General features: G+C 65.2%; 16 protein-coding genes. 2 read left to right on the forward strand and 14 right to left on the reverse strand.

Features of this window, described 5'->3' with window-relative positions:
• Nucleotides 1–273: 273 nt before the first annotated feature.
• From AC27VE_RS11185 to clpS, 13 genes are all read right to left on the reverse strand, one after another.
• Nucleotides 274–1,002 (reverse strand): ABC transporter ATP-binding protein, encoded by a 729-nt coding sequence (locus tag AC27VE_RS11185; RefSeq protein WP_006227899.1) that lies wholly within the window; start codon nt 1,000–1,002, stop codon nt 274–276.
• Nucleotides 999–1,802 carry an ABC transporter ATP-binding protein gene (locus tag AC27VE_RS11190; RefSeq protein ID WP_006227898.1) on the reverse strand — a complete coding sequence of 268 codons (804 nt, stop codon included), beginning with the start codon at nt 1,800–1,802 and terminating at the stop codon, nt 999–1,001. The genes AC27VE_RS11185 and AC27VE_RS11190 overlap by 4 nt, the downstream gene beginning before the upstream one ends.
• On the reverse strand, nt 1,799–2,887 hold the full coding sequence (locus tag AC27VE_RS11195; RefSeq protein ID WP_088590016.1) for an ABC transporter permease subunit: 1,089 nt from the start codon (nt 2,885–2,887) through the stop codon (nt 1,799–1,801). The genes AC27VE_RS11190 and AC27VE_RS11195 overlap by 4 nt, the downstream gene beginning before the upstream one ends.
• Nucleotides 2,884–3,813: a branched-chain amino acid ABC transporter permease gene (locus tag AC27VE_RS11200; RefSeq protein ID WP_006227896.1), complete on the reverse strand. Its 930-nt coding sequence runs from the start codon at nt 3,811–3,813 to the stop codon at nt 2,884–2,886. The genes AC27VE_RS11195 and AC27VE_RS11200 overlap by 4 nt, the downstream gene beginning before the upstream one ends.
• A 156-nt stretch (nt 3,814–3,969) precedes the next feature.
• Nucleotides 3,970–5,115: a branched-chain amino acid ABC transporter substrate-binding protein gene (locus AC27VE_RS11205; protein ID WP_088590015.1), complete on the reverse strand. Its 1,146-nt coding sequence runs from the start codon at nt 5,113–5,115 to the stop codon at nt 3,970–3,972.
• Between the two features lie 263 nt (nt 5,116–5,378).
• A complete protein-coding gene (putA, locus tag AC27VE_RS11210) occupies nt 5,379–9,200 on the reverse strand; it encodes a trifunctional transcriptional regulator/proline dehydrogenase/L-glutamate gamma-semialdehyde dehydrogenase (RefSeq protein ID WP_488703865.1) in 3,822 nt (1,273 codons plus the stop codon).
• Nucleotides 9,201–9,344: 144 nt separating this feature from the next.
• A complete protein-coding gene (locus AC27VE_RS11215; RefSeq protein WP_488703866.1) occupies nt 9,345–9,989 on the reverse strand; it encodes a PqiC family protein in 645 nt (214 codons plus the stop codon).
• Nucleotides 9,990–9,994: 5 nt separating this feature from the next.
• Complete coding sequence (locus tag AC27VE_RS11220) at nt 9,995–11,665, reverse strand: PqiB family protein (protein ID WP_488703867.1); 1,671 nt, start codon at nt 11,663–11,665, stop codon at nt 9,995–9,997.
• A 43-nt stretch (nt 11,666–11,708) separates the two neighbouring features.
• Nucleotides 11,709–13,058: a paraquat-inducible protein A gene (locus AC27VE_RS11225; protein WP_488703868.1), complete on the reverse strand. Its 1,350-nt coding sequence runs from the start codon at nt 13,056–13,058 to the stop codon at nt 11,709–11,711.
• Entirely contained in the window at nt 13,058–15,370 is a 2,313-nt protein-coding gene (gene clpA / locus AC27VE_RS11230; RefSeq protein ID WP_006227890.1) for an ATP-dependent Clp protease ATP-binding subunit ClpA, read from the reverse strand. Before clpA ends, AC27VE_RS11225 begins: the two co-directional genes overlap by 1 nt.
• Before the next feature lie 55 nt (nt 15,371–15,425).
• Nucleotides 15,426–17,645, reverse strand: coding sequence for a penicillin-binding protein 1C (gene pbpC / locus AC27VE_RS11235; protein WP_390882136.1), 2,220 nt, complete (start codon nt 17,643–17,645; stop codon nt 15,426–15,428).
• Complete coding sequence (locus tag AC27VE_RS11240) at nt 17,642–22,867, reverse strand: alpha-2-macroglobulin family protein (RefSeq protein ID WP_488703869.1); 5,226 nt, start codon at nt 22,865–22,867, stop codon at nt 17,642–17,644. Before AC27VE_RS11240 ends, pbpC begins: the two co-directional genes overlap by 4 nt.
• A gap of 153 nt (nt 22,868–23,020) precedes the next feature.
• On the reverse strand, nt 23,021–23,335 hold the full coding sequence (gene clpS, locus AC27VE_RS11245; protein WP_006220276.1) for an ATP-dependent Clp protease adapter ClpS: 315 nt from the start codon (nt 23,333–23,335) through the stop codon (nt 23,021–23,023).
• Between the two features lie 226 nt (nt 23,336–23,561).
• Here clpS and AC27VE_RS11250 point away from each other — a divergent pair, with 226 nt between their 5' ends.
• Both AC27VE_RS11250 and AC27VE_RS11255 read left to right on the forward strand, forming a co-directional pair.
• A complete protein-coding gene (locus tag AC27VE_RS11250) occupies nt 23,562–23,807 on the forward strand; it encodes a cold-shock protein (RefSeq protein ID WP_006220277.1) in 246 nt (81 codons plus the stop codon).
• Between the two features lie 94 nt (nt 23,808–23,901).
• Nucleotides 23,902–24,414: a DUF192 domain-containing protein gene (locus AC27VE_RS11255; RefSeq protein WP_488703870.1), complete on the forward strand. Its 513-nt coding sequence runs from the start codon at nt 23,902–23,904 to the stop codon at nt 24,412–24,414.
• A gap of 114 nt (nt 24,415–24,528) precedes the next feature.
• On the opposite strand, the gene pcaF is transcribed toward AC27VE_RS11255, so the two are convergent.
• The gene (gene pcaF, locus AC27VE_RS11260; RefSeq protein WP_088590008.1) at nt 24,529–25,734 is read right to left on the reverse strand and encodes a 3-oxoadipyl-CoA thiolase; all 1,206 of its coding nucleotides are present in this window, start codon (nt 25,732–25,734) and stop codon (nt 24,529–24,531) included.
• Nucleotides 25,735–25,757: the final 23 nt, after the last annotated feature.

Here is a 25,757-nt window from a genome sequence, read left to right on the forward strand (position 1 = left end):
GGTTCTTGAGTCGCCGGCGTCCGAGCTGCGGGATTCCGATGCTCGCCCCGGCGGGGCTGCACTTCGGATCCCTCCGCCCGGCCGCCGGCTCACGGCCCCTGAACATGAAAGGGTTCCAAAACCGCCACATGAGGCCGCCGTCAGCCGAGGCTGCCCGGAGCCATCCGAAGCGCAGCCCCACCGGGGCGAGCATCGGAATGACGCAGGGCAGCCTCGGCGGTTAAAGAACCTCGACATCCGCAAGCCCGAAGCCCTGCCCAAGATCGACGCGCCCTACTCGGACTCGCCCAGATAGGCCGCACGCACCTTGGGATCGTGCAGCATGTCGCCGGCGGGCCCGGACAGGATGATCTCACCCGACTCCATCACATAACCACGATGGCTGGTCTCCAGCGCCAGGCGCGCGTTCTGCTCGATCAGCAGGATCGTGACGCCTTCGCTGGCGATGGTGCGCACCACCTCGAAGACCTTCTCGACCATCAAAGGCGCCAAGCCCATCGACGGCTCGTCCAGCAGCAGCAGCTTGGGGCGCGCGATCATCGCGCGGCCCATCGCCACCATCTGCTGCTCGCCGCCGGACAAGGTGCCCGCCGCTTGCTTGCGGCGTTCGGCCAGGCGCGGGAACAGCGTGAAGACGCGGTCGGTGTCCTGGCGGATCTGCGCGGCATCGCGGCGGATGTACCCGCCCATTGCCAAGTTTTCCTCGATGGTCAGCTGGCCGAAGATGCCGCGGCCTTCCGGCACCATGACCAGGCCCTTGCGGACCAGTTCATGCGACTTCTGGCCGCCGATCGATTGGCCGCCATAGACCACTTCGCCGCCCGCCAGCGGCACCAGGCCGCAAATCGCGCGCAACGTCGTGCTCTTGCCGGCGCCGTTGGCGCCGATCAGGCACACGAGTTCGCCTTCGTCCACGCGCAGATCGATCCCGCGCACCGCGCGGATGCCGCCGTACGAGACCTGCAGGCCGCGCAGTTCCAATAAGGGTTGGGATGCCGTCATGTTGCCGGGCTCTCTTTGTTAATCAGCGGGTCCTGCGCCGCGCCGGCGCCCAGATACGCTTCGATGACCTTGGGATCGCGTTGCACCTGGGCAGGCTTGCCCATCGCCAGCACCTTGCCGTATTCCAGCACCAGCACGCGGTCGCACAGCCCCATCACCAGCTTCATGTCGTGCTCGATCAGCAGCACCGTAACGCCGTCGCCGCGGATCTTCTCGACCAGCTTGCGCAGCACCACGGTTTCCGACGCGTTCATGCCGGCGGCGGGTTCGTCCAGCGCCAGCAGCTTGGGATCCGTCGCCAGGGCGCGCGCGATCTCAAGTCGGCGCTGGTCGCCATAAGGCAGCGAACGCGCCACGTCGTTGGCGCGATGGCCGATGCCCACGTAGTCCAGCAGCTCTTGCGCCCGCGCCTCGATGGCGGCCTCTTCTGCGCGCGTGCCGCGTGTGCGCAGCACGGCGCCCAGCACGCCCGCCTTGGTGCGCATGTGGCGGCCGATCATCACGTTCTCGATGGCCGACAGGTTGGCGAACAGGCGGATGTTCTGGAAGGTGCGCGCCAGACCCGCAAAGGCGACTTCATGCGGCTTCTTGCCCGACATGGATTCGCCATTGAAGGTGCAGCTGCCCTCTTCCGGGATGTACAGGCCGGTCAGCACGTTGAACAGCGTGGTCTTGCCCGCGCCGTTCGGGCCGATCAGGCCATAGATCTCGCCTTGCTCGATATCGAAACTGACGTCCGACAAGGCTTGCAGGCCGCCAAAGCGCTTGCCCAGGCCCTGGGCTTGCAGCAGTTTGCTCATGCCGCGCCCCCTTGCGTCTTGGTGGCCAGTTCACGCTTGCGCACCGCCGACGGCCACAGGCCCGCAGGACGGAACAGCATGACGCACACCATCGCCAAGCCGAACAGCAGCATACGGATGCCTTCGGGGTCCAGGATCACGGCGCCGAACACCATGTGCTGGAAAGGCTCGACGACCGCACGCAGGAACTCCGGCAAGGCCGCCAGGATCAGCGCGCCCAGGATCACGCCCGGGATATGGCCCATGCCGCCCAGCACCACCATGCACAGGATCGAGATCGACTCCATCAGCGAGAAGCTCTCGGGGCTGACAAAACCCTGCATCGACGCGAACAACGCGCCCGCCACTCCGCCGAACGAAGCGCCCATCGCGAACGCCAGCAGCTTGATGTTGCGGGTGTTGATGCCCATCGCCTTGGCGGCGATCTCGTCTTCACGAATGGCTTCCCACGCGCGGCCGATACGCGAATTCTGCAGGCGCACGCACACCACGATGATGATGAGCGTCAGCGCGAGCAGCAGGTAGTAGTACTTCTCGGGCCCGGTAAAGCGGATGCCGAAGAGGCTTTCCGTGCGCCCGAACGCGAATTCGCCCACCTTGAAGGTGTCGATGCGGTTGATGCCCTGCGGCCCGTTGGTGATGTTGATCGGGGCATTCAGGTTGTTCAGGAAAATGCGAATGATTTCCCCGAAGCCCAAGGTCACGATGGCCAGATAGTCCCCTCGCAGCTTGAGCGTGGGCGCCCCCAGCAGCACGCCGAACAGGCACGCCACCGCCAGCGCGATCGGCAGGATCGCCCAGAACGGCAGGTGCAGCCCGAAGTGCGGCGAGGCGAGCAAGGCCCAGGTATAGGCGCCCACCGCGTAGAACGCGATGTAGCCCAGATCCAGCAGGCCGGCAAAGCCCACCACGATGTTCAGGCCCAGCGACAGCATCACGTACAGCAACGCGAAGTTCAGGATGCGCACCCAGCTCTGGCCGGCCATGCCGATCACAAAGGGCAGCACCGCCAGCACGATGCCGATCAGCGCGATGCCGATCAGGTTGCGGGTCGACAGCCCGCTTGCTTTCAACGAGGAACTCATGCGCGGTCTCCCACACGTTCGCCCAACAGGCCGGACGGACGGAAGATCAGCACCAGCACCAGCACGAAGAACGCGAACACGTCCTGGTAATGGCTGCCCAGGAAGCCCCCGGTCAGGTCGCCGATGTACCCGGCGCCCAGCGATTCGATGATGCCCAGCAGCAAGCCGCCGGCCATCGCACCCACCATGTTGCCGATGCCGCCCAGCACGGCGGCCGTGAAGGCCTTCAGGCCCAGCATGAAGCCCATCGTGTATTGGGACACGCCGTAATACGTCGCGACCATCATGCCCGCCACGGCGGCCAGCGCCGAACCGATCAGGAACGCGGCCGAAATGACCGTATTGATGTTCACGCCCATCAAGCCCGCGACTTCACGGTTCTGCGCGGTAGCGCGCATCGCCGTGCCCAGGCGGGTCTTGTGCACCACGGCCAGCAGGCCGCCCATGATCAGCGCCGCGATCACCACGATGGCGATCTGCAGCGTGCTCATGCGCGCGCCGGCGAATTCGAAGACGTGCGGCGACAGCACCTGCGGGAAGTTCAGGTAGTTGCGGCCCCAGCCCATCATCGCCACGTTCTGCAGGATGATGGACACGCCGATCGCCGTGATCAGCGCCGCCAGGCGGGGTGCCCGGCGCAGCGGCCGGTAGGCCACGCGCTCGGCCGTCCAGCCCACCGCCATGCACAGCGGCACGGACACCAGCAGGCCCACGCCCAGCACCACGAAGGCGGACACGCCGGGATCACCGCCCACCAGCGAAATGGCGATCGTCGTGGCCGCCATGGCGCCGATCATGACGACGTCGCCATGCGCGAAGTTGATCAGCCCGATGATGCCGTACACCATGGTGTAGCCAAGGGCGACCAGGGCGTACACGCTGCCTAGCGTGACGCCGTTAATCAATTGTTGAATGAAGATATCCATAGGGGCCGCGGAAATAAGCCTGGAAAAGTCGCGCGGGGCGCGCGGCCGGAGCCGTCACGGGCCGGGCGCGGGGTGCGCGCCGCACACGCCGGGCGGCGCGTGCGGACAAAGTGGGCGGACACCGGCGCGGCCGGCATCCACCTGGTTCAACCCGCCTTAGTTGGCCTGGCTGACCATCGTTTCAACCATCTCCCACTTGCCGTTCTTGACTTCGTAGATGGTGACCGAGATTTCCTTCAGATCGCCCTTGGCATCGTAGGAAATGTGCTCGCTGGTGGCGCCCTTGCGGTCCAGCTTGGCCAGCACGGGCAGGTACTTCTCGGGCTTGGCGGAACCGGCCTGCTCGATCGCGGTAATCATGTTCCAGGCGCCGTCGTAGGCATAAGGCGCGTACACGCCCGGGGCCTTCTTGAAGCGCGCCTGATAGCGCTGTTCGAAGTCCTTGCCCGCGACCATCTTGTCCAGCGGCACGCCGGCAAGCGAGGCGTAGGTGCCGTCGGCGGCGTCGCCGGCCAGCTTGATGAACGTGTCGCTGCGGGTCATTTCACCCGAGACCAGCGGCGCCTTCAGGCCCAGCGTGGCCAACTGGCGCTTCATCGGGCCGGATTGCGCATCCAGGCCGCCGTAGAAGATCGCATCGGGCGCGGAACCCTTGATGTTGGTCAGGATGGCGGTGAAGTCGTTGGCCTTGTCCGTCGTGTATTCGCGGCGGACCACTTCGCCACCGGCGGCCTTGACGGCCTTTTCGACTTCGTCGGCCAACCCCTGGCCGTAGGCGGTGCGGTCATCGATGATCGCGACCTTCTTGGCCTTCAGGTTCTGCACCATGAACTTGCCGACCGCGGCGCCCTGCTGGGTGTCGCTGGTCATCATGCGGAACGTGGTTTCGTAGCCCTGCTTGGTGTATTCGGGCGAGGTCGCCATGGCGATCTGGGGCAGACCGGCCTCATGGTAGACGCGCGACGCGGGGATCGTCGTGCCGGAGTTGAAGTGGCCCAGGATGCCCACGACGTCCTGGTCGACCAGCTGTTGCGCCACCTGTACGCCCACGCGCGGATCGGCCTGGTCATCACGCGACACCAGCACAAACTTGGCCGGCTGGCCATCGACCTTGATGCCCTTCTTGTTCGCTTCTTCCAGGGCCAGGTTCAGGCCGTTCTGCATGTCTTCGCCGTAGTGCGATTGCGGACCCGTCAGCGGGGCGGCAAAGCCGAGCTTGATGTCGGCGGCGTGTGCGGCGGCCGTCATGCCGACGGCGGCGATGCTGGCGGCGAGAAGCTTCAAAGTGGTGCGGAACTTCATGGGGAATCCTCCGGGGTGTCGGACTTATTGCCTTGTTATACCTGAGCTTTTAGCCAGGCTTTTGGTTTCTTTTACTACCGCAGCCCCGGCGGTGACCAGGTGCTGCGCATGCATTTTCTGCAAAGTCCGGATGCCGGGTTGCGACATCCGGACTTGAGGTGCGACCGGATTTTGCTTCCAGTGCAACCTTGCCCGATATTGGAGATAACCCTCGGTTACTGGACGATAACCCCCGTGGTCCAGGAGTTACCGTCCGGTCACCCTCAGCCGATCGTCATCAGGCTGGCGTTGCCGCCTGCCGCAGCGGTGTTGACGCTGATGGAGCGCTCGGTCAGCAAGCGTTCCGGCACGTAGCCGGCGCCGGCCGCCAAGGCGTCGGACGTCAGGCCATGCACCGACAGGATGGCACCCGGCCGCTGCGCGATGCGCTGGTTCAGCGCCTGCAGCGCGTCGCCATCACCCTCGAACAACACGGCCTGGTAGTCCGCCTGATCGACCTCGTCGTCGGCCAGGATGCCTGCTTGCCCTTGCTGCTCGACATCCAGCGTGGCCAGCAGCGCCTGCGCGGCCGGCGTATCGGCGAACCAGGCATGGTTACCCGTCAGGCGGGCCACCGACCATTGCGCCCGTGCGCCGGCCTCGGTCGCCGCCACGCAGTAGACGGCGCCGCGCGGTTCGACCATATAGGTATTGGTCTCGCCCGTGGGGCCGGGCAAGGCCATGCGCTGCGGCAGGGGCGCCGCGGCGTCCAGCGCCGGCGGCAAGCCCGCCGGACGCGTGCCCAGCAGGCGGTACATATACAGCGGGCCGCCCGCCTTGGGGCCAGTGCCCGACAGGCATTCGCCGCCAAAGGGCTGCACGCCCACGACCGCGCCCACGATATTGCGGTTGACGTAGACGTTGCCGGCATGCACCTGCCCCGTCACGTGCGCGATCGTTTCGTCGATACGGGTATGCACGCCGAAGGTCAGGCCGTAGCCGGTGCCGTTGATGGCGTCCAGCAAGGCGTCCAGCTCATCGCGCTTGTAGCGCACCACGTGCAGCACCGGGCCGAACACTTCGCGCGTCAGTTCGCTGATGTGGTCGATTTCGATGATGGTGGGCGCCACGAAGGTGCCATGGCGGCATTCGCCATTCAGTTCGACCTGATCCACGCGACGGCCTGCGGTGCGCATCGTCTCGATGTGCCGCTGGATGCCGTTGCGCGCGTCGGTATCGATGACCGGACCCACGTCCACAGACAGGCGATCCGGATTGCCCACGCTCAGCTCGCGCATGGCGCCGCGCAGCATCGTCAGCACGTGGTCGGCGTTGTCTTCCTGTACGCACAGCACGCGCAGCGCCGAGCAGCGCTGGCCGGCCGAGTCGAAAGCCGAGCTCAGCACGTCGAACACCACTTGCTCGGACAGCGCCGACGAATCCACCACCATCGCGTTCTGGCCGCCGGTTTCAGCGATCAGCGGAATGGTGTGGCCGTTATCGTCCAGGCGATCGGCCAGCGTACGCGCGATGATGCGCGCCACGTCGGTCGAGCCGGTGAACATCACGCCGCGCACGGCGGGGCTGGCGACCAACTGGGCGCCCACGGTCTCGCCGCGGCCCGGCAGCAGTTGCACGGCGCCGGCAGGCACGCCGGCCGCGCGCAGAATGGCCACCGCTTGCGCGGCGATCAACGGCGTCTGCTCGGCAGGCTTGGCCACCACGGTATTCCCCGCGGCCAAGGCGGCCGCGACCTGGCCCGTGAAGATGGCCAGCGGGAAGTTCCAGGGGCTGATGCACAGCACGGTGCCCAGCGGGCGGTGCGTGTCGTTGCTGAATTCCTGTTCGGCCTGGTCGGCGTAGTAGCGCAGGAAGTCCACGGCTTCGCGCACTTCCGCGATTGCGTTGGGCAGCGACTTGCCGGCTTCGCGCACGATCAGGCCCAGCAGGGTCTGCATCTGCTCTTCCAGCAATTGCGCCGCACGACGCAGGCACTGCGCCCGCTCCGCCACCGGCGTCGACTGCCAGATGGGGGCCGTGTTGGCGGCCGCGCGCAAGGCGGTGTCGGCCTCGTCGGCTTGCGCTTCAATCACATGGCCCACGATGTCGCGCAGGTTGGCGGGGTTGCGCACTTCGATGGCGCGCGCCGCATCCCAGGCCTCGCCGCCCTCGCCCAGCATCGGACCCGCACGCCACGGCGTGCCAGCGCTGGCCAGCAACGCGGCGGACAGCGACCCCAGCCGGTGTTCGTTCGTCAGATCCAGGCCCGCCGAGTTGGCGCGGGCGCCCTGCTGCGGATTGCCATAGAGTTCACGCGGCAGCGCGATCTTCTCGTGCGGCGCGCCCAGCGGCACGATGCGCGAAGCGGCTTCGACCGGATCGGCCACCAGCGTTTCCACCGGAATGCTGTCGTCGCCGATCAGGTTCACGAATGAGGTGTTCGCACCGTTTTCCAGCAGGCGGCGCACCAGGTAGGCCAACAGCGTTTCGTGCGTGCCGACCGGTGCATAGATGCGGCACGGACGGTTCAGCTTGCCCTGGGCCAGCGGGCCCACCACTTCGTCGTACAACGGTTCACCCATGCCGTGCAGGCACTGGAACTCGTACTGGCCGGGATAGTAGTTCTGGCCGGCCAACTGATAGATGGCCGCCAGCGTGTAGGCGTTGTGCGTGGCGAACTGCGGGTATACGGCTTCGGGCGCGCCCAGCAGCTTGCGGGCGCACGCCAGGTAGGCCACGTCGGTGTACAGCTTGCGGGTGTAGACGGGATAGCCTTCCAGGCCGTCCACCTGGGCGCGCTTGATCTCGCTGTCCCAGTAGGCGCCCTTGACCAGGCGCACCATCACGCGATGGCGGCTGCGGCGGGCCAGGTCGATCACGTAGTCGATCACGAACGGCGCGCGCTTCTGATAGGCCTGGATGACGAAACCGATGCCGTTCCAGCCGTCGAGCTCGGGCGCGAAACAGAGCGCCTCCAGCAAGTCCAGCGAGATCTCCAGGCGGTCGGCTTCTTCGGCGTCGATGTTCAGGCCGATGTCGTAGCTGCGGGCCAGCGCCGTCAGCGCCTTCACGCGCGGCAGCAGTTCCGCGATGACGCGTTCGCGCTGGCTGCGCGAATAGCGCGGGTGCAGCGCGGACAGCTTGATCGAGATGCCCGGGCCTTCATAGATGCCGCGGCCGGCCGCGGCCTTGCCGATGGCGTGGATGGCCTGCTCGTACGAAGCGTAATAGCGTTCGGCGTCTTCCGCGGTGGTCGCGGCTTCGCCCAGCATGTCGTAGGAATAGCGGAAGCCACGCGCTTCCATCTTGCGGTTGTTGGCCAGCGCTTCGGAAATGGTCTGGCCCGACACGAACTGCTCGCCCATCATGCGCATGGCCATGTTCACGCCCTTGCGCACCAGCGGTTCGCCGCCCTTGCCAATCAGGCGGGTCAGCGCCTTGGACAGCGATTGCTCGCTGCTCACGGCCACCAGCTTGCCGGTGATCATCAGGCCCCAGGTCGCGGCGTTGACGAACAGCGACTGCGAACCGCCCATGTGGGACTTCCAGTCACCCCGGGCGACCTTGTCGCGGATCAGCGCGTCGCGCGTGGCGCGGTCGGGAATACGCAACAGCGCTTCGGCCAGGCACATCAGCGCCACGCCTTCCTGGCTGGACAGCGAAAATTCCTGGATCAGCCCCTCCACCCCACCGCCAGTGCGCTTGCCGCGCAGCTTCTTGACGAGGTCGGACGCCATCGCATGCACCTTTTCCAGGTTCGGCATGCGGGCCTGGCCCAGCAGCAGCGGCACGCACTCCGGCTCGGGGCGGCGATAGGCCGCGGTGATGGCTGCGCGCAGCACGGACTGCGGCTGCACGTCCTGGCCAAACTCGTAGAACGGCGGCGTGGGCGCCGACTGGCTATCGCCGGCGTCGTCTTCCGTGCCGGCATCGATACCCAGATGCGACATTTCGGCAGGCAGGTGCCCGCGCTCGATCTTGTCCAGGTAGGCAAGGATTGCCTGCTTGTGCAGCCAATGCGGCGTGCAATTGAGCTTGTGCGCGGCTGCCTTCAGGCGGTCGCGTAGTGCGTCATCGACTTTGACGCCAAGGGTCGTGCTGGCCATAAGAGATTGCTTCCTGTCGCATGGCAAAGGTAATACTGGATCCGAAAGGAATCCAGCATGGGTAGGACCGTATGCTAGACAGGTTGCAACCGTGTTTGTATTAAGGTTAACCCTAGGTTAACCACTTGAGATCACGCGGCTTTCTCAGTCCTTCAAGGCTGAGCAACCCAACATTTGCACCGAACCCGAGCCTGCCGGGGTCTGCCCACGCATGACCGAGGCCATGGCGCCAGCCAGGCTGACCACCGCGCGCTGCTGGGCGGCGATCAACGCCGGCACGCCGGCTTCCGAAACGTTCTCCGTGACCACGCTGCGGCAAATCTGGCCCGTGCCCTTCATGTTGACCGGGCGTACGCGCCAGGTGGCATCCAACTGCGCCATGCTGCCGGAGACCAGTTCAAAGCGCTGCACGTCGGTCTGCACCCGCCACACCGCGGCGCCGGGGCCGGGCTTGACCATCTGCACATCCAGCGCGCCCAGCTCCCGCTTCAACGCATCGGATAGCGCGCCGCGCAGCTCGTCGCCCAGCGGCGAACTCCAGCGTTCGGAATACAACGCCGACACACTGCCGTCGCCGGTGCGCACCATCAACTGCGGCTGATCGGCCTGCGTCGACAGGCTGACGGGCTGGACTTCGATCAGGAAGGCCGCCGGTGCACCCGCCGCCGACGCCGGGGCCGCCGGCCCTTGCAGCGTGTAGTAGTGCACCGGTGGCGACGAGCCGCAGCCCGCCAGGGCAGCGCCCGCAACCAGCAGGGACAGGACGGTACGCATCGAGGAAATAGTCATGTTCTTCAGTTCCTGACAGGGCCTGCGCCGGGAATCGGATCATTGCCGCGGCCACGCAGCAAGGCTTCGGGGTTCGATTGCAGGAAGTCAGCCAGTGCGCGCAGCGAACGCGCCGCGCGGCTCAGCTCCTGCATCGCCTTTTCGGTATTGACCGGCAGGGACGCGTCCGAGGCCAGCATGGCATTGATGTTCGCCATGGACTCCTTGGCCTGCTTCAGCATGCTCTGCGCTTCCGGCGCCACCTGCTTGTCCAGGCGGTTCATCAGCTTGGACGTGCTGGCCAGCGTCGTCCGCAGGTCTTCGCCAATCTTGTCGAACGGAATCTTCTCGATCTTGGCGACGATATTGCTGACCTGCTGCTGCAACTGATCCAGGTTGCCCGGGATGGTCGGAATGATCGCCGGGTCGGACGGCTTGAAATCGACCGGCTTGGCGTTCGGGAAATCATCCAGCACCACGTACAGCTGGCCCGTCAGCAGGTTCGACGTGCGCAACTGTGCGCGCAGGCCGTGCTTGATCATCACGCCCAACAGTCGGGTGCCGGCCACGTCGCCGTCCTTCACTGCCCGGTCGCGCACTTCTTCGTACACGCGGCCCAGGCGTTCCGGGTACAGCGTCGCGTCCACCAGCGAATAGAAGCGCTTGGAGACCGGATCGAAGTCCAGGTTGATCTGCGTCACGTTGCCCAGCGTAATGCCGCTGAAGTCGATCGGCGCGCCCACCGCCAAGCCGCGGATCGATTGGTCAAAACGCATGCGGATCGGGAAGGCCTCGCCGTCCGGGTTGGCCTTGGCGGCCGACTCGGTGGGATACAGGTCGAAATGGGCATCGGCAGGTGCCGGCGAGGTGCCGTCGCGCGCACTCTGGACGGGCTCGAACGCCACGCCACCCACCGCCATGGACACCAGCGACTGCGTGCGCACCTTCAGGCCGTCCGCGTTCACGCTGAAGTCCACGCCGCTGGCATTCCAGAAGCGCGTGCCGTTGGTCACGAACTTGTCGTTGGGCGCATCCACGAACACTTCGACATTCACGGCGCCGCCCGTTTTGTCCAGCGCATAGCCGATCACGCGGCCCACATTGATGCGGCGGAAGTAGACGGGTGACCCGATGTCCAGCGAACCCAGATCCGAGGCCTTGAGCATGAAGCGCTTGCCGGCGCGGTCATGCGTGACCGCCGGCGGAATCTCCAGCCCTTCGAAGTTGAGCTTGGTGGCCTTGCTGCTGGATCCGTTCTTGCCCTCGACCGCGTCCACGCCGATGTAGGCGCCCGACAACAACGTGCCCAGGCCCGACACCCCGCTGACATCCAGCCGCGGCCGGACCACCCAGAAATTGGTGCCTTCGCGCGCCAGGTCCGCCACTTCCTTGGCCAGTTCGGCCTGCACGACCACCTTGCTGCGGTCGCTGTTGAAGCCGATGGACTTCACCGTGCCGATGTTCACGTCCTTGTAGCGCAGCTGGGTCTTGCCCACTTCCAGCCCTTCGGCCGTATTGAATGAAATGGAGATGTCCGGGCCGGCCTGCATCCACGTGCGCACGACCAGCGATATGCCCATCAGCGCCGCCACGATCGGCACCAGCCAGATCCATGAAATCCGGCTCTTTTGCTTGCGCGAGATGGTCGGCGATTGGTACTTCTTTTCGTCACCGGATCCAGGAGCTTGGTCGGACATCAATTTTCCTTTTTTCTTCTTAAGCGGCGAACCACGGGTGTTGCTAGCCCACTTCTTTGCTTGTTACAGGTGCCACGTGAGACGGCGGGGTCTGCGGCGCTTGCTCGGGGCGGGTCCGGCCCTCGACCTCAGGCATATCGATCTCGCTTTCGCCTGCCAGATCCCAACTGCGTCGCAGATCGAAGCTCATGGCCGCCAACATGGTCAGGATCACCACCACGCCAAAGGCCGCGGCGCCCGCGCCGGCGCTGATTTCCATCAGTCCCTGAAAATCGGCCAGCGCCGCCAGCAATATAACGACAAAAACGTCCAGCATCGACCATTGGCCGATGAACTCGACCATTTGATACAAGCGGGTACGCGGCCGCAGATTGGTGGTGCTGCGCCATTGCTCGGTCAGCAGCAGCAGGATCAGCGCCAGCAGCTTGGTCAGCGGCACGGCCACGCTGGCGATGAAGACGATCAGCGCGATGTCCCAGGACCCCATCTGCCAGAGCTCCACCACGCCGCCCAGGATGGTGTGGGCGCTGTCGCCCAGCACGGAACTGACCTGCATGACGGGCAGCACGTTGGCGGGAATGTAGAAGACGACCGCCGCCAGCAGCAGCGCCCAGGTGCGGGCCAGGTGGTCCGGCTTGCGGTAATGCACGACGGCTTCGCAGCGCACGCAATGGTGTTCTTCTTCGGGGTCCGCGTCGCGCGGCAGGGCCTGGACCTGCCCGCAGACATGGCAGCCCGCCAGCACGGTGTCGGGGCTGCTTTCGGGGATATGGACGGGTGCGACGCCCGCGGATTCCGCGAAACGCCACAGCACATGCGGCGACAGGCGCCCCAGCATCGTCAGGAAGATGGTCAGCACGCCGAAGGCGCCCAGCCCGATGCCGGGTGACACCGCGGCCATGCCGGCCAGCTTCACCACCGCCACCAGCACGCCCAGCAGGAACACGGGCACCATGCACCAGGGCCGCAGCACGCCCAGCAGACGCATTGCGCCACGGAATCCCGCGGGCTCGCGCCCTTGCGACAAGGGGCCCAGCACCCAGAGCAGCACCGTCAGTTGCAGGAGCGGCAGCGCAAAACCGGCCAGGCCGGTCATGATGGCGACCACCCAATGGCCTTGGCGCCAGGTGATGGAAATGGCGTCCAGCAACGACGCCTGCTGCACCATGCCCTGAACGGACATGGAAGCGACCGGGTAGGCGTTGGCCACCCCGAAGATGATCAGGGCAGAGATGGCGAGGGCCAGCCAATTGGACAAAGTAAGCCCGCTGTAGCGCCAGAGTATGGCTCCGCAGCGGGCGCAATTGGCAGTCTCGCCAGGTTCAAGCTGATGTCGGCGATAAACGCTTGCGCAATGTTCGCACTCGATCAGCGGCTGGCGGTCCGCGGTCATCAATCGATCAGTTCGACTTCCTGCTTGTCCGGCGCATCCGACGAAGGCGGCTTGCCGCTGTCGTCGAAGTCCAGCGTCACCTTGCCCGCATCGTCCAGGTCAACCGTGACCGAACCGCCGTCGACCAGCTTGCCGAACAGCAGTTCGTCGGCCAGCGCGCGGCGGATGGTGTCCTGGATGAGACGTTGCATGGGACGTGCGCCCATGAGCGGATCGAACCCCTCCTTGGCAAGGTGTTCGCGCAGTTTCGTGGTGAACACGGCTTCCACGCGGCGCTCATGCAGCTGGTCTTCCAGTTGCATGAGGAACTTGTCCACCACGCGCAGGATGACCTCGCGGTCCAACGCGGCAAACGGAATGATCGCATCAAGGCGGTTGCGGAATTCCGGCGTGAACATGCGGCGAATTTCCGCCATTTCGTCGCCCAGCATCCGCGAATTGGCAAACCCGATCGACGGGCGGTTCAAGGTTTCGGCGCCCGCATTCGTCGTCATGATCAGGATGACGTTGCGGAAGTCCGCCTTGCGGCCGTTGTTGTCGGTGAGCGTGCCGTGGTCCATGACCTGCAGCAGGATGTTGAACACATCCGGATGCGCCTTTTCGATTTCATCCAGCAGCAGCACGCAATGCGGCTGCTTCGTGATGGCTTCGGTCAAGAGGCCGCCCTGGTCGAACCCCACGTATCCCGGCGGCGCACCGATCAGGCGCGACACCGCATGGCGTTCCATGTATTCCGACATGTCGAAACGCAGCAGCTCGACACCCAGCGTGAACGCCAGTTGGCGTGCCACTTCGGTCTTGCCCACGCCCGTGGGACCCGACAGCAGGAATGCGCCGATCGGCTTTTCCGGCTTGCCCAGGCCCGAGCGCGCCATTTTGATGGCGGCAGCCAGCGCATCGATGGCGCCGTCCTGGCCGAACACGACCGTCTTCAGGTCGCGATCCAGCGTCGCCAGCTTGCTGCGGTCGTCGTTGGAGACGGACTGCGGCGGAATACGGGCGATCTTGGAGACGATGTTCTCGATGTCTACCTTGCCGATCACCTTCTTCTGGCGCGAACGCGGCAGCAGGCGCTGTGCGGCGCCGGCCTCGTCGATCACGTCGATGGCCTTGTCGGGCAGGTGACGGTCATTGATGAAGCGCGCGGACAGCTCGGCGGCGGCCGACAAGGCTGCAGCTGAATAGCGCACGCTGTGGTGTTCTTCGAAGCGGCTCTTGAGCCCGCGCAGGATCTGCACGGTCTGTTCGACGCTGGGTTCGGGCACGTCGATCTTCTGGAACCGGCGCGACAGCGCGTGGTCCTTTTCGAACACGCCGCGATATTCCGTATACGTGGTGGCGCCAATGCACTTGAGCTGCCCGGAAGACAGGGCGGGCTTCAACAGGTTGGACGCATCCAGCGTGCCGCCCGAGGCCGAACCGGCGCCGATCAGCGTATGGATTTCGTCGATGAACAGGATCGCATCGGGGTTGCCGCGGATCTGCTTGAGCACGCCCTTCAGACGCTGTTCGAAATCGCCGCGGTACTTGGTGCCGGCCAGCAACGCGCCCATGTCCAGCGAAAAGACCTGGGCGGCCTGCAGGATTTCGGGCACTTCGCCGCGCGTGATGCGCCAGGCCAGGCCTTCGGCGATGGCGGTCTTGCCCACGCCGGCCTCGCCGACCAGCAGCGGGTTGTTCTTGCGGCGGCGGCACAACACCTGGATCACGCGCTCGACTTCGTGCTCGCGTCCGATCAGGGGATCGATGCGGCCCGCCAGCGCAGCGGCGTTCAGGTCGGTGGCGTACTGATCCAGCGGCGACTGACGCGATTCGCCCTGCTCTTCACCATTGGTCTGCTGCTCTTTCTGCACGGCGGCGGACTCCACCTGGGGCTGTTTGGTAATGCCATGCGACAGGAAATTGACCACATCCAGCCGCGTGACGCCCTGCTGTTGCAGGTAATACACAGCGTGGGAATCCTTTTCGCCGAAAATGGCCACCAGCACGTTTGCGCCGGTGACCGGCTTCTTGCCGGTGCCGCCTGCGGAAACATGCATGATTGCGCGCTGGATCACGCGCTGGAAGCCCAGCGTCGGCTGCGTGTCGACCTCGGCGCCGCTCGGGATCACGGGCGTGTTCTCCGAGACGAACTGACGCAGGTTGCGGCGCAAGTCGTCCAGGTTCGCCGCGCAAGCGCGAAGGACCTCGACTGCCGAAGCGTTATCGAGCAGTGCCAACAGCAAGTGCTCGACGGTAATAAATTCGTGCCGGGCCGAACGGGCCTCGACGAAAGCCATATGCAGGCTGACTTCAAGCTCTTGAGAAATCACGCTTCCTCCGTATTGCATCGAAGCGGTCAAATACACGATTCATATTCTATGCCGATCATGGCGTAACGCCAGCGATTTCAAAAACCACGCTGTCGTGACGGCCTTGTGTGTCCATGACGGTAAGCGTATACCGGCCGTCTTGCGCCAGCACCAATTTAAACGGATGACTCGACGCGCCGTGATTCACCACGCGCCCATCAAGCATCCACCATACTTCGCCTTCAGCGCCCTGCACATCCACATCCAGCGCCACCTGCCGACTTCCGGGCACGGGCCGCAGCACCGATCCCTTGGCCACGCCACCCAGGCGCAATGGCCCCTGCGTGGCGTCGGCGTAGCCGGCAAAAGACGGCGGCGCCGTATCATTCAGCAGCCAGGCCGCGCGCTGTTCGGGGCATTCCCCCGAGGGCACGCTGCCCAGTCTGTAACCCAAGGGCCAGCACGTAACTGCCGCCTGCACCGTTTCGGGCCGGCTACGCACCTGCTGCACCCCTTCCGGCAACGCCTGCACAATGTCCTGCAGTAGCGGTGCCGCCACATTCGCCCCGAAAAATCCGGGGTTCGGCGTCCCATCCGGCCGGCCGACCCAGACGCCAAGCGTCCACCTGTCGGTCACCCCGATCGCCCAGGCGTCCCGAAAGCCGAAGCTGGTCCCGGTTTTCCAGGCCAGCCGCCGGGCCGGGCTGCCCGACTGGTAGAAAGGCCGGTCGGGATGCCCGCCGCCTTCCAGAATATCGCGGACGATCCAGGCGGCTCCAGCACTCATCATACGGGACTCGATCCGCGGCTGCTCCGCGCGCAAACGCGGCCGGCCGGAGATCCCGCCCCGGGCCAACGCCCGATAAGCGCCGACCAGTTCTTCCAATGTGGTGCCACCCCCGCCCAAAATCAAGCTCAAATTCGGTTCGGCACCGGCGGGCAAACGTAACCGGACCCCGCCAGCCAGCATAACCGAGGCGAAACTGACGGGGCCGACGCGGTCCAGCAGGTCCACGGCCGGCACGTTCAACGACCGCTGCAGCGCCTGCGACACGCTGATCGGCCCGGAAAACGCCGCCTGGAAATTACCCGGCGCGTAGCCGCCGAACGACATCGGCGCGTCGATCAGCAGGCTTTCGGAATGGATCAGGCCTTCATCCAGCGCCTGCGCATACAAAAACGGCTTCAGAGTAGAACCCGGCGAACGCACGCCGCGCACCATATCCACATGGGCGTAACGGGTATCGTCGGAAAAATCGGCGGATCCGGCGTAGGCCTTGACCTCAAGCGTATCGTTGTCCATGACCAGCACCGCCATCGACACCTTGGGCGGCAGGCCGTCGACGCGGTCCAGCAACATGCGTTCCACCGCGGCCTGCATGTCCGCGTCCAGCGTGGAAGCAACCAGCGGCGGACGCTCGCCCGGTCGGCGCTTGGCGGACTTGCCGCCCGCTTCCTGCAACAGGCGCTGGGCGGCCAGCGGCGCCAGCCAGCGCGCCCGCAACGGCGGCGCAATCACGGTTTCGATCTTGGCGTCGGCGACTTCCGCCGGCGTCCACCTGCCCAATTCGGCCATGCGGTCCAGCACCTTGTCGCGGGCCGTCTGCGCCGCCTCGGGATGGCGGTCTGGGCGCAGGCGCGACGGCGCCTGGGGCAAGGCGGTCAGCATGGCGGCTTCGGCCGGGCTCAGGTCGCGGGCAGGCTTGCCCAACCACAGGCGCGACCCCATTTCCACGCCTTCCACAATGCCGCCCATCGGCGCATGCGTCAGATACAAGGAGAGGATTTCGTCCTTGCTGTAGTGCATTTCCAACTGCACGGCGCGCCATGCCTGCCGCAATTTCGCGGACATCGACCGCGACGGCTTGCCCGCCAGTTGCGGATCGATCAGGCGTGCGACCTGCATGGTCAACGTGGACCCGCCCGACACGATGCGCCGGTTGGTGGCCCATTGCCAGCCCGCGCGCGCCAGCGCGACCGGATTCACCCCGGGGTGCCAGTAGAACCAGCGGTCCTCATAGGTCAGCAAGGTATCCAGATAGCTGGGCGACACCTGATCCGGCTTGACCGGATAACGCCAGATGCCATCGCGGCTGGGGTAGTTGCGCAGCGGCGTGCCGTCGGCGGCGACGACAACCGCCGCCCCGCCGGAGTCGATGGCGGGAAGCGGATACAGGCGGTCCAGCACGAATAACAACGCGGCCAGCGCAAACAACACGCTGGCCGCGATGATGCCGCGCCGCCGCCAGCGACGAGCGCGCTGGGCGCCCGTCGCGGGGGTGGCGGCGGCGGTCAAGGACGCTTGGCGCCGCGATCGCGGATGTCGACCGTGCTCCACTGCTCACCCACGCCACGGATTTCCGGACGGTACATATCCTCGGCCACCGTCGACGGCACCGCGAAGCGGCCCGGCGTCACGACGCGCACCAGATAGAACACGTCCACCTTGCCGCGGCCGAGAGACACGGCGGCCACGTAACGGTCGTCGCGGAACTCGCGATGCTTGATGTTGGAATCGGACATGGCTTCGGCCACGCGGCGTCCGCCAATCGTCCATTCCTGCATCTCGGGGCTTTGCGACAGGTTCAGGTTCTCGACTTCGAAGCCCGCGGGCACGCGGTCCTCGATCAGGGCATCGGGGATGCTCTGGTTGGCCGATGCCTGCAGCCACACCACCAGCATGTCGCCGGTCTGCAGCGTGCCGCCATCCCACGGCTTGCCGTCCGGACGGTACCAGCCGCGCTTCAACTGAATCACGTCATTGCGCGGCTTGGGCGCAACCGTCGGGCTGCCCTGGATGTCGTACTCGACAAACAGCGATTGCGAACCGGTGTTGACCAGTTGCGTATTGGCCAGATCCGCGGCCGACAGCGCCACCGTCTGGTCGCTCTTGCCGCCATCCAGCGGCTTGTGCGCGCCGTTGACCGTCAGCGAGGCTTCCCACGGAGTGCCCTTGTCGCCGCCAATCGCACGCGCGGCCAGCAACAGCGACATCCGTTCCTGCGTCGACAGGTACGAGCGGTTGCCCAGGCGGGCGGTCAACTGCGTCAGCAGGTTTTCCAGGCGCTCGTGCTTCAAGCCGTACTGGTTGGCCAGCGCATACGCCAGCGAGTAATCACGCACGCTGCTGCCGTAGTCGCCCAGCCATTCGTCGTAATAGGCGTTGTAGTTGCGGCGCGGGAACCCGTACTCGCGCGTCATGGCGGCGTCCAGCGCGGACTTCATGCGCCCTTCGTCGCCCATCAGCTTGAATGCGGCAGCCAGCTGGATCAGCGGCAGCGGCGAGCGCGCGCGTTCCTGGTAGTTGTCGAACAGTTGGCGGACCGTCGACAACGGCGCCTTCTTGTCGCGGGCCAACGCCAGCACTGCAGTCGCCAGGCCGGCGAAACGGCGATGGTCTTCACGCAGGATATTGGCGTCATTGCCGTCGATGCGGCCTGCCTCGACGTTGCGGCGCAGGTTCACGGACCAGGTGCCGAAGCTGTTCGACGTCTGCTGCACTTGCTCCAGCAGCCACTGGCGCGAACGGTCCAGCGTGGCTTCCGGCACTTCGAAGCCCTTGTCGCGCGCATCTTGCAGGAAGCCCACGGCATAAGCCGTCAGCCAGACGTCGCGGGACGTCGAACCGCTCCACAGGTTGTAGGAACCCACGGCGTTGCGCATGCCGGACAGGCGGGCAATCGCGCCCGACACCTGGGTGGCGCGCTCCGTCTGCGAGCGCGGCTTCAGGCCGAACTGCTTGGCGACGTCTTCGTCGATCAGCACCCACGGCAAGGCGCGGCTGATGGTCTGCTCGGTGCAACCGTACGGATAGGCAAGCAGGCCTTCGACCAGGCGGTTGACGTTGAACGGCGGACGGTTCGACACCGTCATGCTGATCAAGGCCGAATCCGGATAGTACGAAGACACCCACGACGCCTGCGGCGTATTCGACTCGCCCGGGTTCAGGCGCAGGCGGCGCACCTGGCGTTCGCCCGCATAGGCCGGCTGCACCTGCAACACGGATTCGCGCACGATGTGCACGGGCTTGCCGGCACCCTGGCCGTCGACGGTCAGGCGCATCAGGCCCAGGCCATACGAGCCGGTGGTGGTGGCATTAAAGCGCAGGGTCGTGCGTTGCTTGTCCTTCAGCGTCAACGTGCGCACGCCATCCGGAATCGCCAGGGGGTCCAGCGCTTCCAGCTTGACCGTGATCTTCTGTTCAGCGCCGCTCAGGTTGGTCACGTCCAGCGCAATCGCCGCCTGGTCGCCCGGGGTGATGAAACGCGGGGTGTTCAGTTCAGCCACGATCGGCGCCGCCACCACCATTTCGGTGTCGGTGCTGCCGTAGTTGTCGGCGGTGAAGGCCACGGCCATCAGGCGCAGCGTGCCGTTGAAATCAGGCAGGTCCAGCGGAATGTCCGCTTCGCCCTGCGCGTTCAGCGTCACCGGGCCCGAGAACAGGTCGACCAGCTTGACCTTCTTCGGCAGGCTCTTGCTGTCGCCGCGCATGGCGGCGTCACCGCCCCACTTCAGCTTGCCCTTGGTGCCGTCCATCTTTTCGATCAGCTTGCCGTACATGTCCAGCAATTCGGGCGCGTAACGGTGCTTGCCGAAGAAGAAGTCCAGCGGGTCGGGCGTAGCGTATTGGTTGATGTTCAGGATCCCGACGTCCACGGCCGACAGGGTCACCGTGGCCTGCTTGCCCTGGGCGCCGTCCACCTTGACGCGCACGGTCGTCTTGTTTTCCGGCACGGCCTTGGGCGGCGCGGTCAGCTTGACGTCCAGCTTGCGGTCGGCGCTGGCGATCGGCAGGAACGCCAGGCCCAGCGCACGCGCCGGGGTAACGCGGTCGCCTTCGCTGCCCGGGCGGAACACGGCGGCAGCCACGTACAGGTCGTGACGCTTCCAGTCCTTGCTGATGGGGATTTCGACTTGGGTGCCCGTCGCCTTCACGGCAACCCAGGTGGACCACAGCATGCGGTCGCCTTCGACCGTCACCAGGGCCTGACCGTCATGCGGCGGGGTCAGCGTCACCTTGACGGTGTCACCCGGCTTGGCCGGCACGCCTTCAAGCTTCATCTGGACGCGGTCCGGACGGTTGCCCATCGCATCGGCGTCCTGCGCGTTCCAGCCCGCATAGAAGCGGTAGCGCATCGTCTCGCCCGTTTCCGGGTCGGTCAGTTCCAGGCGATAGCGGCCCCACTTGACCGGCACGGTCAGTTGGGTGCGGTCGGTCAGCGCGATCTCGCGCGAATCGAGCAGTTCGTCGGTTTCGGTATAGCCGCTGTTCCAGCCGCGCTGGTCATCGAAACGCCAGTAGTACTGCCGCTCTTCGCGGAACAGGCGCATCTGGGCCTGGGCCAGCGGTTCGAGCTTGCCTTGGGCGTTTGCGCGGATCACTTCAAACGTGGCGGGCGCGCCTTCGCGGGCCACGTCACTGTCGAATTGCGGACGCACGCCGATCAGCTTGTCGGCGGGCCAGACGCTGCGTTCGATGGAACGCACTACCGGACGGCCGCCGGATTCCAGCAGACTGGCCGATACCCGCAGCTTCATGGGCGAATGCGTGCCGGCGGTACTGGAGGGCACTTCCAGCTGCGCATAGCCCTTGTCGTCCAGCGCCGCTTCCGGCAGTTCGCCGAACGAGCGGCGCGAATCGTCAGCCACGTCACCGAAAATGAAGCCCGGCCATTGCTGGGCCAACGCAAAGCGGTCGCGCTTGACCTGGAAGGTCGACAGCAGCCGATTGCCGGCGGCCGGCGCCCCATACAGGTAGTCGCCCTGCACGTCGACGGTCAGGTCGTCGCCGACCGACAGCACTTCCTGTTCAGAGGTCAGCGCCATCTTCATGCGCTCGGGCAGGAATTCCTCGACCTGGAACTTCCACGACGCGTCCGGCGCGCGCGAGGCGGGATCCACCCGCAGCTCCAGCAGCCACGAACCGGTCTGCGCATCCAGCGGCAGCTCGATCGAACGTTCGACGTAACCCACCAGATCTTTCTTGGGCTGCCACAAGGTGGTCTGCACCACGCGGCCGTCAGGGCGCTTGATCGTGGCGGTGAGCGGCGCCGGGGTCAGCACGCGGCCGTCCAGGTCGCGCGGCAGCACCGACACGTTGAACGTTTCGCCGGGGCGGTACAGATTGCGGCCCGCGTAGACGAACAGGTTGTTCGGGCGCGAGGTATGGCCGCCCGTGTCGAATTCCGACAGATCCAGTGCGGGCTCGGCCAGCGCCAGAACGGTCATTTCCTTGTCGCGCGACGCGCGGATGACGCGCGCATTGGTGAAGCTGCCTTCGAAACGGACATGGCCCTGCGAATCGGCGGCGGCCTTGGCCAGCGACTTGCCGGCGCCGTCCACCAATTCAAACGTGGCGCCCGAAATGGCCTGGCCGGTCTTCAACGACACGGAATAGGCTTCGATGCGGTCGCTGTAGCGGCGCGCATGCAGGCCGATGTCGCTCACGTAGAAATACGTGACCTGGTATTCGTAGCGGAAACGGCCGGGCTGACTCATGACCGCGATGTAGATGCCGGGCTCTTGCAGTTCCTTCACGCCTTCAACCGGCAGGAACGTCACATGGCGGCGGTTGGGCTTGTCGTCAGTGAGGAAACGGCCTTGATAGACGCTGGTCGTCAGCGAATTCAGGCGGTCCAGGTCCCAGTTGCTGACCGAGCCCTTCAGGCTGCGGTTGTCCGAATAGCGCCAGCCGTCTTCTTCGTCGTAGCCGCCTTCTTCATCGTTGGACTCGGCAGCCGTGTTGCGGCCGATGCCCAGAACGGTTTCGAACAGCTCCGGCACACGGTCCGGGGCCACGCGCAGGAACTGCACGTCCACTTCGGACACATTGACCGTCGCCACGGGCAGGCCGCCATTCTGGCCGGCCGGCAGCACGACGCCGCGGCTGGCGAAGTAGAACGACGGCGGCATGGCCTGGGTATCGACCTCGCAGTTCGACGATTCGGCCAGCACGACCTTGTCGCCCACGCCGGGCAGACCCGAACGCACCGTGATCGCATACTTGCGCTGCGGCTGGATGTACGGGAAATACACCATCCGCGGGTTCTCGCCCACGACCCAGTTGCCCTTGACGATCTTGCCCTTGGGCGCGGCGTCGCCCGGCTTCACAGAAGCCGGCTGGTCGTTCGGGGACGCGGCGGATTCGCTGTCCTGGTCGTCCTTGCCGGACGTGGAACCGATGTCGGTCACCTGGAGGAAGCTATCCAGGTTTGCCTTGCCGTCCACGGGTTGCGTGAACGTGACGGAGAGCGACAGCGTGTCGTTATATTGACGCGGCTGGCAGGTCAGCGCCGCGAAGGGGTCTGCCGCCCCGACCACCGCGCTGGCCGGCAGCGCCGGTTTGCCGTCGCCGGAAGCCGCAGCGGGCGTATTCGCCGCCGGAGAGGTTGCGGCGGGTACGGGGGAAGGCGTGGCCGCTTGGCGGTCCTTGCCCATCCACCAGCCCGCGCCGATGGCCCCTGCCAAAACCACAACGCCGGCTACCGCCAGCCATGTCTTGCTGATCTTTCCACTCACGGCAAACCCCTCCGCCTTACTCAAATTCAATGCTCCTTTGCGGCGGAGCTGCCGACCAACTTGTCCGCGTGCTTCCCGGTACGCGGATACTACTTTCCTGCAAATGACGGACAGCACAACGCCGCCATCGCTGGCGGCGTCTTCTCTTGGTTATTAGACCGGTTCCATCACACACTGCAGCGGGTGCTGGCGCGCCCGCGCATACTGCCCGACCTGGGCAATGCGCGTCGCCGCGAGGTCACGGGGATACACCCCGCAAACCCCACGCCCTTCGTGATGCACCTGAAGCATGATCCGCGTCGCCTCTTCGTGGTTCTTATTGAAGAATTTTTGCAGGACTTTCACGACGAACTCCATCGGCGTGTAGTCGTCATTCAACAACAGGACCTGGTACATCGGAGGCGGCGCGGCGCGTGCCGGTGCCTTCTCGACGGCCAAATCATGCTGGGTATCCAAGGTAGAACTCATAGGGCGGCTATTCTATTTAAACTGGGGACGCCTAACGTGTAACTTACGCAAAATTACACGCAGAAATACGTAGTTTCCATACTTGACGACACGAAGAAAAGCGGCGCATTATCAGCGCATTCTGGGGTTTTCAACTCATCGAAAATCTGCCAGGAAGCCGGAGGGGGGACAGGGGTCTTGACCGCGATGCCCTTCTGTCAACATACGATTCAATGAGGCAGTCCGCATGTCTGATACGACCGCAACCGCCGTCCAAGGGGACAATCCCAAATCGACGGGCACCGTCAAATGGTTCAACGATGCAAAGGGGTTCGGCTTCATTACGCCCGACGACGGCGGTGAAGATCTGTTCGCCCACTTTTCGTCCATCCAGATGAATGGTTTTAAAACCCTGAAAGAAGGCCAGAAAGTGGCCTTCGAAATTATCCAGGGGCCCAAAGGCAAACAGGCACTTAATATCACGGCTGCCTGAGTTACCCTTAAAGTGCAACGGTAAGGTTGCGCCATTAATTCAGGCGGGGCTTTCGAGCCCCGCCTTGTTATTTTCACTATTACTACGCCAGGCCATGCTGAAGAATGCTGTGTTGTTCCCTGTCAGTCGCACGTTGTTTAAGACAGCGTTCTTTAAATCAGCACCGCTGAGAGCGTTATCCGCCGCACTGGCCGCCGCCGCGCTCACTTTGAGCGCCAGCGCCTACGCCCAGACCGGCCCGCAGCCGACGCTGCCGACCACTCAACTTTCGGCGGGTATCCATATTATCCGCGCAGAAGTCGCCAATACGGATGCCACGCGCCGCGACGGGCTCATGTTCCGCAAGGAACTTCCCGGCAACGACGGCATGCTATTCGTATTCGAACAGCCCGACGTACAGTGCTTCTGGATGCGCAACACGCTGCTGCCGCTCTCGATAGCCTTTATCGCCGACGACGGCACGATCGTCAACATCGACGACATGGCCCCGCAGACTGAAGACCCCCACTGCGCCAAAAAGCCCGTCCGCTACGCCCTGGAAATGGCCCAAGGCTGGTTTGACCAGCACGGCATCAAGGCGGGGCGGAAAATCGACGGCCTGCCCTGAGGGGCGGGTCCCCGGGGCGGCAACACCCCTTCCGGATGCAACAAGGGAGCCCCGCGGGGCTCCCTTGTCATTCCCGCCCTGGAAAAACGGCGGGAAAAAACAACACTTTGCGCGTCAGACGCGCTCGATGATCAGCGCAATGCCCTGGCCCACGCCGATGCACATCGTGCACAGCGCATAGCGGCCACCGGTACGGTGCAGCTGGTTGATCGCGGTGGTGGCCAGACGTGCGCCGCTGGCGCCCAGCGGATGACCCAGGGCGATCGCGCCGCCGTTGGGGTTCACGCGCGGATCATTGTCGGCGATGCCCAACTGGCGCAGCACGGCCAGACCCTGGGCGGCGAAGGCTTCGTTCAGTTCGATCACGTCCATCTGGTCCAGCGTCAGGCCGGTCTGGGCCAGCACCTTCAGCGTGGCGGGGGCCGGGCCGATGCCCATGATGCGCGGCGCGACGCCGGCGGTGGCCATGCCGACCACGCGAGCGCGCGGGGTCAGGCCGTGGCGGGCAGCGGCCTTTTCGTCGGCCAGCAGCAGCGCGGCGGCGCCGTCGTTCACGCCGGACGCGTTGCCCGCCGTGACGGTGCCGCCTTCACGGACCACGCCTTTCAGCTTGGCCAGCGATTCCAGGCTGGTTTCACGCGGGTGTTCGTCCTTGGCGACGATGATGGCATCGCCCTTTTTCTGGGCGATCGACACCGGCACGATTTCAGCGTCGAACACGCCTTCCTTTTGCGCACGGGCCGTCTTCTGCTGGCTGGCCAGCGCGAACAAGTCCTGGTCTTCGCGGCTGATCTTGAAATCGTCGGCGACGTTTTCGGCGGTCTCGGGCATCGAGTCCACGCCGTATTGCGCCTTCATCAGCTTGTTGATGAAGCGCCAGCCGATGGTCGTGTCAAAAATGGCGGCATTGCGCGAGAACGCGCTGTCGGCCTTGCCCATGACGAACGGCGCGCGGCTCATGCTTTCCACGCCGCCAGCCAGCATCAGGCCGGCTTCGCCGGCGCGGATGGCGCGGGCAGCGGTGCCGATGGCGTCCAGGCCCGAACCGCACAGGCGGTTGACGGTGGCGCCGGGCACTTCGATCGGCAGGCCGGCAAGCAGGGTCGCCATGCGGGCGACGTTGCGGTTGTCTTCGCCGGCCTGGTTCGCGCAACCCATGATCGCGTCATCCAGCTCTTCCCAGCGCACGCCGGGGTTGCGCGCCACCAGCGCCTTGATGGCGACGGCAGCCAGATCGTCAGGGCGCACGGGCGCCAGCGCACCGCCGTAGCGGCCGAAGGGGGTGCGGATCGCATCACAAATAAAGGCATTCACGGTCATGAGAAGCTCGGAGTGAAGTGGGA

It is taken from the genome of Achromobacter sp. 18P8.1.1, assembly GCF_057799415.1.